This is a genomic window from Vibrio sp. V15_P4S5T153, assembly GCF_963874485.1.
Taxonomy (GTDB): Bacteria; Pseudomonadota; Gammaproteobacteria; order Enterobacterales; family Vibrionaceae; genus Vibrio; species Vibrio anguillarum.
This window is the reverse complement of the sequence record NZ_CAWNHR010000018.1, coordinates 111,493-128,694: the sequence shown is the minus strand read 5'-3', so window position 1 is coordinate 128,694 and position 17,202 is coordinate 111,493. Positions and strand designations below refer to the sequence as shown.

Genomic DNA, 17,202 nt, shown 5'->3' with positions numbered 1-17,202 from the left:
GATTGGGGACTCACTCATTTACCGCTAGCCTGCGATTTCAAGTTGTTTGGCTATATCAACAATTAGCTGCTTTACTGTCTTCTCCATCGACGACTACCATGTCATCCTCGCCTATTTAACAAGAGCAGAAGGATGAAAGGCTGTTTCTGCGTGTTGGCGAATGAATGCATCCCCATGAGTCTCGACCGACTCGATGATTGGGGTGAACGAACGTAGCCAACACTGCTTCAGCTTCAGGTCGGAATGGTATTATAGCCAGTCTGAATATCCAGCATCCACGGTTTCCCACTGGGGCCTAAAATCGCTTTTTTATCTATTTTTCCGACGGCGGTTTTGGGTAGATGGCTGACGATGTGCAGTTCATCAGGAAGCTTAAATGAGGCGAGATTACGCTCTTTTAAAAACTGACGGAGTGCTTGTAATGTCAATCTAGAGTCTTTGGAGATAAGTGCGACACCGATCCGCTCGCCTAAATAAGAGTCGGGTACTGCAACCACTGCGACCTGCGCTACTTGAGGATGAGCTAATAAATGCTCTTCAATTTCATCCGTAGCAATACATTCCCCAGCTCGATTGACCACATCTTTAATCCGCCCGGTCACGGTGAGATATTGGTCGCTATCCATGCGCACTTTATCACCACTGCAATAAAAACCATCTGGAGTGAAAGCCTTTTGATTGTGTTCATTCGCTCGGTAGTAACCACGCAAGGTATAGGGGCCTCGCGTCAGCAATTCGCCTTCTTCTCCCTCGCCAACGGGATAACCTTGAGGGTCGACTACTCGAATTTCATCGAGTGCACAGACTGGACGACCTTGTCGAGACGCAATAATTTCAGGATGATCGCCCAAGCGAGTGCAACAGATAAGGCCTTCCGCCATACCAAATACTTGTTGTAGGGCATTAGGGAAGGCTTTTTGAATGGCTAAAGCATCAGTGTAGGCCAGTTTCGAGCCTCCAACTTGTATCAAGCGTAGGCTTGAAAGATCACTTTCTTCCCATTGTGTGGCTTCTGTCCATAATTGAGCTAAGGATGGCACCAAAGCGGTGGCGCTGATTTGGTGCTGTTCAATTAACTCAAAACAGTGGTCTGGCCCCGCGTGTTGGGTAAACACGACCTTTCCACCTTTGGCGAGCACCCCTAAAAAGCCCGGGCAGCCGAGTGTGAAATTGTGTGCAGCTGGCAGCACGGCAAGATAAACATCCCGCTCATTTATCTCACTTGCCTGACAGCAACAACGAATATTGAACAGGTAATCGTTGTGGGTGCGAGGGATAAGCTTGGGTAGTCCTGTCGTGCCACCAGATACCAGAAATAGGGCAGGGTGGCCTGGATTTATGGTAGGAGCTATCAGTGGTGAGTGAAGCTGAATATTATTAAGAGAATGGTGGTTACCGTGCTCACCAAACAGATAAACCTGCTGTAAGCCTTGGCAGTTGGCTATTAAGTTATTTGCCAACGCCGCACCTTGAATTTCTTCACTAATATACGCTTTGGCATCGCCGAGCTGAGCCAAGTGTTTGATTTCAGAAAGCCCATGAGCAGGCAGCGCCAAAATAGGTACTAAACCAGCTCGTAGAGTGGCAAAAAGAGCGATTGGCAAACGGCAAGTATTTGAGAGTTGGATCACCACGCGCTCACCCACTTGCATTCCATCGGTTATCAAACGATGCGCGATACCATCCGCAGCGTTTAGCAGTGCTTGATAAGTTAGCTGATGATGCTCATCTAGCACGGCAATCTGCTCACCGTATTGTTCAACACCTTGAGTTAATAGGCACCAAAGCGGTGCGTCTTCCCAAAGTCCTGCTTGCTGATAACGCATCGCTTGTGCGGTTTGGTAGCCGATAAAGCCTCGGAGTAAATCTGCTGTCATTGGCCGGTTTTTCATGCGACTGCCTCACTGATTAAGGAAGATGAGTTCTGTGCATCGCTGGTTTCAAGGACTAAATGATTGAGTACACAGGCCATTTTTTCACAAGTTTCTTCCCATTCTCGTTGAGGATTAGACAAACTGATAATGCCAGCTCCGGCTTGAAGCAGAGAAACAGAACCCGTTTTGTATCCCGCCCTTAACACCAAAGCCGCATCGAAAAATCCATTGCGGTCTGTAATGAATACGCTACCGCTGTACAGTTTTCTGGGTTGTTTCTCAAAACGAGCAATCGCGGCAACCGCCTCACGTTTAGGAATGCCAGAGGCAGTGATGGAAGGAAAGAGGACTCGGAATGCATCCCATGCGGATTTGTCTGTGGCGAGCTGACCTTTTACTCGCGATGCTAAATGTTGCACGCTACCTCTTTCTGATACGGTCATAAATTCAGACACATGAACGCTTGAGGGATCACAAACCTGTTCGAGCTCTTCGATAGCCAGCTTGACGGAAGCGGCATGTTCGGCAATTTCTTTAGGATCGTTAAGCAGTTCGTTCTTTAGCCTTGCTGCGTCGGTTTTATCTTGGGGTAGTAAGCGTGTTCCGGCCAAAGGTTGGGTGCTCAAGGTCCCCCGCTCATCGACTTCTAAGACTGTTTCTGGTGAGAAACCAAATGCTTGCATGTTATTTAGCTTGAGCATGAAAGAGCGAGCTGGCGTGTTGTTCATTCTACCGTTAATAAAGCTTTTGGTTATGTCGATATTAAACGGCAGTATGGCTGGCCGAGATAAAATCACTTTCTTGTATTGGTTGGCTTTGATTTCATTGACGGCTAAATCGACTGCCTGCTGATAGTGATGTTTCACTTCAATGCCACCAACAATATCCTGTTGAGAGCAGGGCTGCCCTTGCAGAGGCAATGGCGCAGGTAAGCATGATACCCGGGTAATGATGGCTTGAATTTGCGCAAGTACTGAGCTTTCAAAGGTACGGATGATAACGTGAGTGGCCGTAATGCGTAATTCGGTTTCGGCTACAAACAGTTCCAGCAGTGGATGTTGGCACTCTTGTTGTGGTAAATCGTGAGCGAAGCGACTGAATTCAAAATCAGCGCGGCCGAAGAGTCGCCAGTCCTCTCCACTCAGAGTTTGGGTTGCACGATGAATATATTGACACAGATGATGAGGGTTTACCTGTGCGACCTTTCCTTCAAAGTCACAAACTTCGCTTCTATGGTTGACGGTTAATTGCAGTCGTTTATTGATGCCGATCGCCCATTCATTCTCATGCTCATAGACCAGATATTCATGACAGAAAGAGGCCGAGGTCAGTTCGGCAACGAGTTGGAGTGGATGACATTGATGTTGCAATACCAAAGAATGTAAATATGCCGTATGAATGTTAGCCATGTTGTTCTCCAGAAACGTGAGAGTAATTTATTAAGGTTGTTGGTCGATGCTCCGACCTTGTTACTGTTGGTTCGCTAATCTTGCTGAGAAAGTGTTCAGGGGTTGCTGTGATGTAAAAGTGGTCGCCTGATATGGCTATCAGTGTTGGTTTGTCATCGATTGGCATCAACCATGGTTGCCATGCAGCGACTTCGGACTCCCAAGCTTCAGGGTCATGTTCGCCAAACACGAGTGTGCATGGGGTGTACTGTAGACATTTCGATGCTGTAACTTTTTGGTGGTAGTTAACTTGTTGGTGGTAGCACTCTGTGGCTAAAAAATCCGCTCTCAACATGGGTAGAAACAGCGGGAGTAGTTCAGGGTGCTGCTTGAGTATCGGACTGCCGCTGCCAATCGCGATCAGTTGGTCAATAAAGTCATCATCATTGAGTTGGCTCAATCGTCTTCGACTGCTTAAATGCGGGGCATGGCAGGCAGAAAGGATCAGATTTTTGATCGGTGATAGGGCTCCAAAACTGCTCTCAAATCGATGACATACTTCATAGGCCACTTGTGCCCCCATGCTATGTCCACAGAGTATTATTCGAGTCTCTTTAATGAAGGTTTGATCCGCTATCCAAGTCCTCAATCCCTCAGCAACATCCTCTGCTATTGCTTCAATACTCGTAAGGGGGCGCTCTCGCATTCGATGATCTCTGCCGGGGTAAGTGGCCAGCAGTACCAGCGTTTCTTTTGCTAGTGCATTGCAGTCAAGTGACATCCATGTTTTAAATGCACTTAAACTGCCTCCAGCAAAAGGACAAATAATCCATATTTCACGAGGTTGGGCACCATTCTGATAAAGTGTTTTGAACACCTGATTCATATCTCCACCTCTTTGGTCACTGCGCGATTGAATCGAAATGAAATTCGTGGTGGTGGAGTCATGGTCCTTTCTTGGGGTTGTCCACATAATGTGAGAATGTCTTCCCACAGTTGAGCAACCTTGAGTTGGTGACAGATAAGCAACAATGGCGCGGTGTCTTGCCCATCAATTAAACGGCAAAACTGCTCTAAAGTGTTGCATACCCCTTCAGGTCCGAATTCTTCAAACAGATCTTTAACGAGACAAGGTTGGTCGTAAAGTGTCTGCGTAGTCGGTTGATTGAGATAGTCTCCTTCAGCGAGGCTGACGACCTGATACAGGCTTTGCTGGTTATTCTGGTGCTTTTCGGCATGAAGCGCTGGTGTCCAATGTATCGGGCCATAGCTATCAACCATCGAAAGATAGCCAGATTCCCACCCTAACATAAGACGATGCATGGCGAGGCTGTGCATATCTGGATCTTGTGGATCCAGATAGTTTTGTAACTGCAACAGATAATCACCGTGAGGAGATTGAAGACTAATCAGATCAAAAAGGTGTTGTTTGCCTAATTTTATAGGTTGAATTTTGCCATCGCGGCCTAATGCCAACAGCAGTAAATCCAATGTTGAGTAAAGCAACTGCCGACTTGTCGTAATATTGCCGTAGCTGGCGGGCTGGCGCATTTGCAATGAGACTTGCTGTGCGCTTGAAATCATGGTTTGCCCCGCTTGAGACGAACTATAGAAACTGTTGACTCGGTATTGGACTCCACATTGCTCAGCAAGCGCATGATGCCGTTGTAATTCTTTCGCCGACACGGGATGCTCTTGCAAAACATGAATATGACGTTTGAGCAGCTCTTCGACCAATACGTTACCGCCCCCACCGATAACGGAGGCGCGAACAACCACGCAGGCAATAGCAATATCCTGAGGCAACTGTGACACCTTTTCATACAGTGGTATACCAAAGGCAGTGGCCAGATTCTTTGAACGCAGGCTACCTTGGGACAGAATCCCTGCCAGTTCGAGATCGGGATGAGATTCGATAAAGGCATTTAGGTACAGTTCACCAAATTTAGCCCCAACGATAATGACTTTCTTACGACTCTTCATTTTCTAGCTCTTTTACGTTTTGTTGGTGGAACGAATTTAATGAATGTGAACGGTGACCGAGCAGAGTAGAGATCTCGTGCGCCAGTGTTTTCACATGAGGTTGTTGTAATAGGGTGTAGTGATCTCCCTGCATGCGATGAATGATGGGATGACAGCAATCACTCCAGCCATGGCAGCGGCGTTTTGCCATCTCAGGATGTTGGTAGCGCATAAAATCAAGCTGTGAATGGTTTTGTGCGCTATAAAGTGTGACGGGGAGCGTCTCCAAATAAGGTGGCTGATAGTCGAGCATGGCACGCAAGTTTTGCTGATAGATTGCTAGCAACTCAGCAAGACTTGCACTGTCTAATAAGCCTGATCCTGTCTCTAAAAATGCCTTGGCAAGCTCTGCGCAAAATTGCGTCTCTGATTCGAAGTTCGAAATCACATGCTCTTTCAGCGCCGGGAATCGGCCAATACAATCTGCGTAGAAGTATTGGCGGATCGACGCCTCGGTTAATCGCTGATTTGGGTTTTGGCTTGGTTTATAACTATCAATCAAGATGCAGTGGCTGACCTCTTCGCCCTGTTCCATGAGTTGTCGAGCCATTTCAAAAGCCACTACTCCGCCAAATGACCAACCTGCCAGCTGGTAAGGGCCAGTTGGCTGTACGTGACGAATCATAGATAGATAGTGTGCGGCTAAAGCCACAATGTCGGTTTTTGGCGCAGATTTATCGTGCCGATCTGGGTAGGCAAGTCCATACAAAGTGATCTGGCTGAGCTCTTTAGCTAATGCTTGATAGCTCAATAAGTGTCCGCCAATCGGATGCACAATAAAGAGTGTACTGGTTCGGTTACTGCCGTTTGATGAGAGTTTTACCGGTGCATGATGGAGCGGTTGGGTTTGCTCTGTCAGCAAGGTGGCGAGGCGCTCAACCGTATCATGGGTTTGTAACTGCCCTGCGCTGAGAGCAAGGTTTAAACGGTGATTGATTTGGTTAAGTAAGCGTACGGCGATCAATGAATTTCCGCCTAGATCGAAAAAGCTCTGATTGGCGGGAATAGGGGCGAAATTAAGGCATTCAGACCAGATCTGAGCCAGAAGTTGTTCCTGCTGTGAGTGCGGCATGCGTAATTGATCTGCTGCAATATGGGCATCTGGGCGCGGTAGTGCAGAACGATCCACCTTACCGTTGGCCGTCAATGGAAGGTGCTCTAAGGTTATGATCTGGCTTGGACATAAGTACTGGGGCAACAGTCGGCGAGCATGATCCAGTAAAGCCTGATTATCACGTCGACTGTGGGGAGCGTACTGAATATAAGCCACTAAACGTGCACCATTTTGCGCGGTTCTGTCTGGCTGAACGATGGCATCTAGGATGTCTATTCCGCTCGCGTTGAGTGCACACTGACGTAGAGCATTTTCCACTTCACCAAGCTCAATACGATAACCGTTAATTTTAACTTGGTGATCGTTTCTGCCCAGAAACTCAATGTTACCATCCGGTAAATAGCGGCCTAAATCCCCCGTTTTATACAAGCGTTGGCCAAGCGTTGGATGTTCGATAAAAGCGAAGTCGGTCTTTTCTTGATCATGCCAATAGCCGCGAGCGAGACCACGTCCACCAATGTAAAGCTCTCCTGTAACCCAATCTGCACAAGGATTGAGCTGTTCATCGAGCACATAAAATTGTTGATGAGTGAGCGGTTTTCCATAGGGAATACTGCTGTGTGTGGTATAGCTTTTCTCAATCGGATAGCAGATAGACCAAATGGCGGCCTCGGTAGCACCACCTAAGCTGAGCAATTTAGCCTGAGGCGTAAGGGTATTCAGTCGGTCTGGTAAGTTGACGGGTATCCAGTCTCCACTCATCATGATTTGACGTAAATGGGGCAGCGGATTTGATCGATTTTCTAGTAAATCTACCAATAACTGTGCGAAGGCTGGCACACTATTCCACACCGTAATCGCTGACTGCTGAGCTAAATGCACCAGTGCTTCAGGATCTTGACTTGGCGATGTCTGTGGTATTACCAATCTTGCCCCACAGCTTAGGGTGGAGAAAATATCAAACACAGAGAGATCAAAATTGAGAGAGGAAATCGCCAATACTCGGTCACGATGATCGAGTGCAATACGCTGGTTAATATCGAGCAGGGTATTGACTACGGCACCATGCTCCATCATTACCCCTTTAGGTTGGCCCGTGGAGCCAGAGGTGAAAATGACGTAAGCCAGATCGGTCGGTTGGTTTGCCACTGGGATAAAATGCGCTTTGGCTTCTGTCATTAACGCAGGGAATAGAACTCGATAGTCATCGGTGCGGCAAGGCTCAGAGCTATCGCTGATAATGGTTGAGACTGCTCCTTGCTTAAGCAGAGCTTGGATACGAGGTTCAGGATAAGCGCCATCAATGGGCATATAAGCTTTCCCTGCCAACAGAATGGCGAGAACAGCGACTACCTGTTGCCATCCTTTGTTCATCACAACCGCCACTAATGGTGCATCATCTTGCTGTTCGATAAGCTGCGCAGCTAAGTGCTGAGCGGAAAACCAAAGTGTTTGATAAGTCAGTTCTAGTTCGCCTTGCTCAATCGCAATTCGCTGTGGGTGCTGTTCCACACCGAGCCTTACTAAATCGCACAATGTCGCCACACAAGCCGTAGTTTGGTTGTCTAAAACCAGTTTGACTTCACCTTGTGTCGCATTGACTTGATCACGCTTCTGCTGCTGTGCAGAGGGGAGTGCTAGGGCGAGAGGTTGTTGCCAGTCTCGGCTTGTAAGCGTTTCTAACGTGTGGGTATAAGCGGCAAACATGGCTTCAAAGACACCACTTTTTAAGTAGTTTTCTTGAATCGTCCATTTGATGATAACGCCGCCGCATGGTGACGGAATCAACATACTGTCAAGGTAAACATGGGGGGTTTGTGCACCAAAGGCATTGAGCTTGCCATAGGGTAATGGTCTATGTTGCCCAACCGATAAGGTGTCGTTAAACACCACTGGCATGCCTGCATTGAGATTATGATTATGACGGTTTTTTTCAGTTAACACCGATTGACCATCAAATAAGGAATGTGCCATATCATCGGCCATCTGCTGTTGAATTTGCTCAACAAACGCGAGCAATGAACCGGGTTGGGTTCTTACTTCAAGCATGGATGTGGTTGAAAGGTTGCCAATGACGTCGGCGGATTGAGGCAGCATAGCCGGACGGTTACTGTGCAGTATATTGATGGCAAAATGCTTCTGGGCACTCCAATGGCTGATCACAAGGCAAAATGTGGACAGCATACTCATTGACGGCAATAAATTATGGGCAAATGAGACGGCTTGGATCTGACTCCACTGTTCAGCACTGAGGTGGTGAGTGAGTACACTTTGTGCTAAATGCTCTGAGCGTTTATCCGCTAACGGCAGTGCTGGAGCTTCTGGTAGTGTCGGTACTCGGTCAAGCCAGTAAGCTTGAGCTTGTTGGTAAGGCTCTGACTGTTTGAGCTGTTCAAGCTCAAGGAGATAGTTGTCGATACTCATCGTTGGCAATGCTAATTCGATACTCAGATCGTCATACAGTGCAAACCATTGTTGAAATAGAGTATTGAGGCTTTTGCCATCAGCCACGACCAAATCGAGTACCAAATGTACCAAAGAGGTTTCGCCGTCTACCTGCAGGATGCTGATATCAAACAGAGGCCATTGATGTGTCGCTACACCGTGGGCGGCGATCTGCGTCCTTGCCTCATCAATCCAGCGTGTTTTTTGTGGTTCATCCCATGAGCTTAAGTCGAGAAACTGTGGTTGATACTCTGGTACTTGGCGATGAATATGATATTGACCTGCATCGATTTCACCGCGTAACTGGTCGTGTAATTGCACCAGTCGATTCCATGCTTGGGTAAGTCTCAGACGATCAAGATGCTTAATTTCAAGCTCTGCATAGAAATGGGCAACCCCATTTCCCAAGGAAAACAAGGCATTTTCACCAAGCCAGTAGGCATTTTGTAGCGGTGTGAGTGGGTAATGTCGAACGCAAACGCCATTTTTCTGTTGTGTTGTATTATCTTGGGATTCAAGAGTTGTGTTTGGCTCAATAATGTCCGTTTCAACGGTTGTCGTTGCAGTAGACGGGGCACTCTCAAATTGGCAACAGAAGTCTTGGAATTTCGGATGCTCAAACAAGGATTGTAAGCTCGCTTGTTTGATTCCCGCATGTTGTAGTGCCACGATCATCTTTGTTGCCATTAAGCTATCACCACCGGCAAGGAAAAAATCGGTGTCGTGGTTAATCTCACCATGTAAAAACGTTTGCCATATACTTTTTATCTGCTCTATTTGTTGCTGATAGGACTCAGACTGACCTAAGGTCTGCGGACTATGTTGCGGACGTTTTTGGGTTACTATCAGATGTTGACGTAATGCTGATACCTCACTGTTGGGATAGCTCAACTGTGGCTCTAAACCTTGTTCCGCCAGCAGGGTAAGCCAAGCTGGTTGTGTCAGCATGCCACTTCCAGTGGATTGGCGAAAATCGTTGAATGCGTTGATTCCTTCAATAAACCCAACCGTCGCCAACTGCATTGGGCTGTGCTGATCGGTCGCCTCAATCAAAATCAAATAGCCATCATCGGCCAACAGAGCACGGAGACCTTGCAAACATTTTGCGAGATCGATGGCATCGTGCAGAACATTGACGGCCAAAATAACCTGATATCCACCATCCATTTTTAGTGCTTCATCAATGGGCTGATTAATATCAAATAGCCCATAGCTTACCTGTGGGTACTCAGACAATAGTTCGCGCGCTTCATGAAGGAACAGACGAGACACATCGGTAAACTGATAGTGGCGAATCGTTGAGGAGGCGAGGCTTAATACCTCTCGAGTGGTGGCTGCAGTGCCAGCCCCGACTTCAAGTATATTCAAACCTTGCGCCTGCTGTTGGCCAAGGGCATAAATGGCGCGCGCGGCACTTAAATTCAATATTTGCAGTGATGGATTACAACGGTAGAGGCTATCGGTGATCGCCGGGTCAGAAAATAGCAACTCGAGTGCAGAGTGGCGACCATTCAACAAAGCCGGGTGTTGCTTGAGGCAATCCTCAAGATAGGTATCCAAACGCTGACACCAAGCTTGTTGAGGCAAAGGTAATCGTGGTGCTTTGGGGAAATCGTCTTGGAAGCGATACTCTCCATCCTTCTCCGTCAGCACGCCCTCTCGGCATAACTGATCTAACCAAAGTTGGATAAGCTTATGATGTTTATCGGTCACTTTAAGTTGTTGAATAATTTGTGGTGCGCGATAGGCTTGCTCCGGCGAAGTAAATAACTGGTGATTGCGTAAGGTTGTCCAGATCCCACGCAGTGCACGATGCTCAAGCTGCGCCCACGCTTGCGTCACCTCTTGTACAATCTGTGGTGAAATTTCGGGGAGAGACATGTTGTGCCAATCAAGGGTGGATTCGGCGATGACGTGATCAGGCGGCAGAAGGGGGTGCAGAGGCTCTGGTTGAGTCAATGATCGCTCGAAAAACTGCGGGTCTGCCGCACACTGTTGCAGCAAGCTTAGATATTGGTTGAATAAGTTTTCCAACAGATCTGGCGCCAGTACGCCGGCCATGCAATACCAGTTGAACGCCAAATTACCTTCAATTTCCATGATTTGATGATCAAGCCAGACTTGTGGGGTTTGACTCAGAACATAAACCGGATCCCCTAGTAAATGGGTCATGGCTTGTTCGATATCCATGCCATCCATCGACATTCCCAGCATGCTAGTAAATACCACCGGAGTTAACGGCAGTGCCGCTTCTTGCTCACTGAGCTGACCGGAGGATTTCCAGTGTTTGGCTAGTTCGCGGATCACCTCAACCCCATTGACTTGACTATGGCCTAAGCGTTGCCAAAGTTTGCTTTGGGTTTGTAAGATACGCTGTTTCAAATCGGTGCTTGAGTCGTGTTGGAAATCCATTAGAAGGACTGAGGTGAAGTCACCAATCAGATCTTGGACGGCCTCATGAAAAGGCTGACGATTAAAGAACGTCATGTTCAACGTAAAATCAGGGCTTGCAGTCCAATTGGCCAAGGTATGCGCAAATAGGGTCAGCAGGCCAGCTGAAGGGGTTACCCCCCATTGTTGCCAAACCGATTTTAGCGTTTGCCATTCAGAGTCGCTAAGGCGGCCTTCTAAGGTAATAAATTCCGGAGCATGGTGTTGATAATCCGGGTTCAGTGGCAACTGAGGCGCTTTAGGCAGAGTTGGGATCGTTTGTTGCCAGTAGTGCCATGAGTTTTGCCACTCGGCGGAATGGCGTAACGTTTGCTCATGCATCACGTAGTCACGGAAAGTGATCGACAGAGGCTCCAAGTCTTTGCCTTGATAGGCGGTGGCTAAATCATCCATCATGATTTTGAAGCTTTGTACATCAAACTGCAGTAAGTCGAGGTTTAGGTGCAAACGCACTTTGTGCTCAGATAAACGGCTGAGTTGGACATCAAAGAGTGGCCAGACATCCGCAGCCCGTACCTGATGACGCATTTGTTGGCGTATTTGCTCAAGCTCAACGTGTTGTGCTTCTTCTGAGAGTGAACGTAAGTCTCTCTCTACAATCGGAAAATAGTCAACCTCAGCGTGAACAACTTGTTCTCCTGCATGATTGACTGTCATGCGCAGCATGTCGTGACGCTTGATTAAGGCATTCCAAGCGGCTGCAAATTGTTGTGGGTTAAACTCGGTAAGATCCTTATCCCACTCAAAGACGACGTGACAGGCAATACCGCCATATTGAACCCAGGGTTCACGACCAATCCAATACGCGTGTTGAATAGGCGTGAGTGGGAAGGGGGTATAGCGGTTGTGAGGATCGTTCACAAAGTGTGTGAGCATTGAATCTGATTCTGGTGCAGCAGGGACACGGGCGATCGCTTCCACCAAACCTGAAATGGTTAAGTTTTGGTAGGCTTGTTCGGCATCGATCTTGACTGCGAACTGTTTTTGAATAACCGCACTAAGCTCAAGAAATTGCAGAGAGTCTAAACCTAATTGCAGTAAATCTTGATCGACTCGGATTGGTGTATCGTCACTCATACCCAATTGGTAACGAAGTCGTTCGGTTAACCATTGACCTACATCACTCACTGTGGGACGCGTTAGCGGCTTGGGTGATACCAAGCAATCTATGGTATCTACTGTATCTATTGCCGTGTTCAATGGGTCAAGATAAGGCTGGAAATTAGCATGCTGAGGTTCGATATTCATTGCCAGTACGAAAGGAGCGCTACTGAGCAGACTCTGACTGATCTGCCACAAACCTTCTTGTACGTTTAAGGTATGCATACCTTCTTTGGCCAGTGTATCGAGAAGCGCTGAATCGGCGGTCATTCCTATGCTATCCCAAGCTCCCCATCCAATACTCATCATGCGGCAACGGCTGCTGCCCTGTTGGGCGAGAGCATAGCCATCTAAGAAGGCATTGGCTAACGCATAAGCACCTTGTCCAACCGCACCTAGTGAAGCTGCGGAGGATAAACCCAGTAAATATTGGGCTTCTTGTGCTTCAAGCCACTGGTGTAGTGCGACAAAAGCGTGGCATTTGGTTTGAATAAGTAGGGCAGATTGCTGAGGATCCCATTGATTGATAAGGCCTGTTAGCGATGTTCCCGCAGCATGAAACGCACCTATGATAGGTAAAGTCCGCGGCCAATCATTAAGCATTCGTTGCAGCTCCCCTTCTTGGCTCACATCGCAAAGCAAGGTCATCACCTGACAGCCGAATCTGGCTATGGTTTGGCAAAACTCAGGCCAATCGCTGGGTTCTCGTCGCCCAATCACCGCAATATGGCGGGCACCGGATTGTGCTAGCCATTTAATGATGTGTCGGCCTATGCCCCCCATACCTCCAGTGACAAGATGCCAACCTGAAGTCGTAAACCAAGAGGAAGGGATGAGGTCAGGCACGGTTTTGGCGTGCACCAATTGAGGTATCCAGTAGCTGTGGTTGCGATAAGCTATCTCAGTCGCTAGATGGAAAGGAGCAGAGTTTAAAGCCTGACTCAGAATCAGGGCTTGATGGTGATGATTCTCAACAGACGGCTCAATATCAAGTAGATAGATACCTTGCTGTTTGTGTTCCGCGCGAGCAACTCGCAGCAGAGACATCAGTGCCACTTTCTCGGCAGCAACACTTTGCGTTGCATCTGTCGCCATGGCTTGTGAGGTCAAAACATACAGCGTTGTAAAATCAGCGCTTAGTGATTGGATGACTTTTTCAGCGCACTCGACAAGCTCACCATCAGGCAATACGAACAGGCTGACAGTCTCATTGACACGGTAAATCTCCCCTTGACACTGTAGGGCTTGTTGGAGATCAGACTCACTAACGTTGAGCCTAGCTTGGCTCGCGGCGACTGGCAGCCACTGCCACTCATAGCGCTGATGGGGGCTTGGTAACAGCGAGTGTGGTTGAGAATCATCAAAGTTTGGGGTTTGAATCTGACCTATCCAAGCCCATTCTCCTGAAGTTAAGCATCCTCTTAATTGGTATTGGACTTGTCCCCAGAGTTGAGTCGTTCTGTGTACAACCAGTTGCGTTATTGTTTTAGGGTCAAGAGATGGCGCTGCAACAATCAACCAGTCGCTACGCTCTTCTTGTACGAAACTCGGCATATGCAGGGTGATGAGTTGATGCCAGTCTGTTTCTGTTGGTGTCATTACCCAATCTACATAGAACAACTGCGTTTGATTGCTGAATGGTATTGCTAGGTTTGGCTGAATCGAAGGAGTCAGTGGACTGAGCAAACGCTGTTTTATTTCTGCCACTTGCTTTTTTAGTTGCAGTGGCGAAGTGTGATAACAACGTAATACTTGCTTAAGGCGCGCCGGAGTCTCGCATAAGGCTCGGATATCGCTCAATTGCACTGTCGCTGGCTCTTGATTGGTGGCCAAAGCATCACGCAGCCATTGTGCAACCACGTCTGTGGTTGGCAAAGACACGGCGGTGAATTGATAACACTGATGCCCTTGTTGCAAGTAGCCGTGTTCAAGTAAAGAGTTTAAAAGTGTTGTGATCAGATCTCGATGTTTTGGTAGCAAACGTCCCCCTCGGATCAGATCGCGCAGGGTAAAACGAGGCTGAGCCGTACAAGAGTGAATCAAATCGCGGATCACACAACAGCGCAGCATCGGATAGAGAGCCGCGATTGTGGTGGGTGGCGGTACACTCAAGGTTTGCTTAGGCAGTGCAGTTTCGATTGTTTTGACATCGGAGGTTGGATACCAATATCTCTGTTCATCGAACACATACAGAGGCAATCGACAAGGTCGACCCTGCAGCGCGAATAGCGCGGACCACTTATTATTGCAGCCCGCGACAAAAAGAGCGGCTAAGAGTTCAGTTTCTAAACGCTGTGTAGGGATGCTAGGGTGAGAGGTACCTAGCCATACACAATCTGTTGACCATGTTTCACGTTGCCCCATGGCTGTGAGGTGTGCACTTGGCCCCATTTCGACCAACAGCTTAGCCTGCTTGGCTAAGGCTGACTCTATTGCACGCTGGAATTGTACAGTATCGCGGACATGACGGGTCCAATACTCAGCGTTGAACGATGCCGCATTATCGGCGACCTGTCCTGTGACACTAGAAATCAGAGGTATAGTACCTTGCTTTGCGGTTATGGGAGCCGCAAACTCATGAAACGACGCTAGGATTTCATCCAATAGGCGTGAATGTGCGGCGCAGGATACGTCTAACTTTTTATAACGAATGGCATGCTTATCAAGTTCCAGTATCGCGTTGTCGACATCCCGTTGATGGCCAGAATATACCCAATGCTGCGCGCCATTATGCGCGGCCAGATCGAGTTCGCGCAAAGCCGGTATCGTCTCTAATGTGTTTGGCTTAGCGAAAATCGCTAACATAGAGCCCGCTTGGCGTTGCGCACATAAGTGCATCAGCCGTCCTCGTTCGCTGACAAGCGCAATCGCTTGTTGGTGAGTGAGGTATCCTGACACCACACAAGCAGCAAATTCACCTACCGAATGGCCCATCACCATATCTGGCCTAAACCCTTTACTTTGCCAGTGAGCGGCCATCGCGATTTCAAAAGCGACAATCGCTAATTGTGCGTAGTCGGTACGTTGGAGTAATTCTGTGCGGTGACCGAATAACGCATCAGTAAGCCGTATTTCTAAGCTGCCGAGCGCATATTGTTGGCTCAGTTCGATGCTGTCACGAAATGCGGCGCTGCGGTGATATAACTCTTGTCCCATATTGGCCCATTGGCTGCCTTGGCCAGTAAAGCACCACACCACCTTGCCTGTTGCTGAAGGCTGGCCAACATGTAAATCACGGCCAGCTTGCCCTGTTAGCGCGAAATCACGTAGGGCCTGAATTGCCGCAGAATTGCAATCAATTGCCAGTCGATAGGGGAGATCTAATGCTCGCTTTAACATGGCGGAGTAAGCAATATCACTGTGGTGTGTTGGCTGTTCTAAGCGTGTGGCATATTCACCGGCCAGTTTACGTAGCGAGGTTTCACTATTGGCGGAGATCAGTAGTTTTGCATTTTCGGATCGAGGATTGAGGGGCGTAGTATCCGCCAGCTCAGGGGCCGATTGCACAATCATATGGCAGTTGGTACCACCGATACCAAAGGAAGAGACCGCCGCAGTGCGAGTTTCGTTCAGCCAATCAATGGTAGTGGTCGCAAGCTGGAAACCAGAACCTGTAAGCTCTAGAGCCGGGTTAGCTTGAGAAACGTTGAGTGAGGCCGGGATTTTGCGGCGCGATACCGATAACACCGTCTTGATTAAAGAGGCGATACCTGCCGCTGTGTCCAGATGCCCGAATCCGCTTTTTACTGAACCCAAAAAGCAGGGTTTGGCTTCAATGCTGCGTTGATAAGCTTGTTTGATGGCTCGAACTTCGATAGGGTCACCGAGTTTAGTGCCTGTACCATGAGCCTCGATCATCTCCACTTCATCGGGTAATACATCAGCCAAATGCAGGGCATCGGATAGTACTTGTGCTTGGCCTCTTACCGAGGGCGCGGTAAACCCCACTTTATCCTGACCATCGTTGTTGATAGCACTACCGCGTAACAACGCCAGAATAGTATCACCATCGCGTCGCGCATCCTCCCAGCGTTTGAGCACCACACAGCCTAGCCCGTGACCACCAAAAGTACCATTGGCATCAATATCAAAGGGGCGACACAGCCCATCTGGAGAAAAGATCATACCGGGTTGGTACAAGTAGCCTGAGCTTTGAGGAAATGACACCGCGACACCACCCGCAATCGCCATATCGCATTCCCCCGAACGCAGACTTTCGCAGGCGAGGTGGCAGGCGACCAAAGAGCTAGAACAAGCCGTTTGAACAGTAAACGCAGGACCCGTTAAGTTAAATTTATGGGCGACTCGCGTGGCAAGGTAATCTTTATCGTTACCCAATAAGGCTTGTAGCCCCTTGACTTGGCCAACTTGAGTGACATCAAAGTCGGCAAAAGAGGGGTAGGTACTGGTACGAATCGAGCCGAAGACACCAGTTTTCGATTGAATGGCGTTTGGTGCATACCCTGCATCTTCAAGCGCATGCCAAACTATCTGTAAAAATAGCCGCTGTTGGGGATCAATAGAGAGAGCTTCAGTGGGCGAATAACCAAACAAGCTTGCATCAAAGTAGTCTGGATTATCAATAATGGCACCGCTTGGTACGAAGTTCTCTTGCGCGGAGAGCGAAGTGGTTATTCCAGCCGTTTGTAGCTCTTGTTCCGAAAAATAGCTTTGCCCAGAAATACCATTCACCAAGTTGTGCCAAAATTGCTCCGCATTTGGTGCTTTCGGAAAGCGGCAAGCCAGTCCAATGACGGCGATGGGGTCACTGTTGCCAAAGCAAGGGTCGAGAGTGTTCATGGTTATCCTCGTAATTCAGTTGCAGGGTGATCAGTTTCGCCACCCTGTTGTGCATTTGATAGATTCT

Annotated in this window: 5 protein-coding genes; all 5 read right to left on the bottom strand. The window is 48.3% G+C overall.

Features of this window, described 5'->3' with window-relative positions; genetic code table 11:
• Nucleotides 1–233 precede the first annotated feature (233 nt).
• From AACT42_RS16075 to AACT42_RS16055, 5 genes are read right to left on the bottom strand one after another with little or no spacing between them, the layout of a single operon-like run.
• Nucleotides 234–1,892 (bottom strand): (2,3-dihydroxybenzoyl)adenylate synthase, encoded by a 1,659-nt coding sequence (locus AACT42_RS16075; protein WP_019281883.1) that lies wholly within the window; start codon nt 1,890–1,892, stop codon nt 234–236.
• A complete protein-coding gene (locus AACT42_RS16070; RefSeq protein ID WP_017046024.1) occupies nt 1,889–3,283 on the bottom strand; it encodes a salicylate synthase in 1,395 nt (464 codons plus the stop codon). The genes AACT42_RS16075 and AACT42_RS16070 overlap by 4 nt, the downstream gene beginning before the upstream one ends.
• Nucleotides 3,276–4,148, bottom strand: a complete 873-nt coding sequence (locus AACT42_RS16065) for a thioesterase II family protein (RefSeq protein WP_094133873.1) — start codon at nt 4,146–4,148, stop codon at nt 3,276–3,278. Before AACT42_RS16065 ends, AACT42_RS16070 begins: the two co-directional genes overlap by 8 nt.
• Nucleotides 4,145–5,245, bottom strand: coding sequence for a thiazolinyl imide reductase (locus tag AACT42_RS16060; RefSeq protein ID WP_017046026.1), 1,101 nt, complete (start codon nt 5,243–5,245; stop codon nt 4,145–4,147). Before AACT42_RS16060 ends, AACT42_RS16065 begins: the two co-directional genes overlap by 4 nt.
• Entirely contained in the window at nt 5,232–17,135 is an 11,904-nt protein-coding gene (locus AACT42_RS16055) for a hybrid non-ribosomal peptide synthetase/type I polyketide synthase (protein ID WP_094133872.1), read from the bottom strand. The genes AACT42_RS16060 and AACT42_RS16055 overlap by 14 nt, the downstream gene beginning before the upstream one ends.
• Nucleotides 17,136–17,202 lie beyond the last annotated feature (67 nt).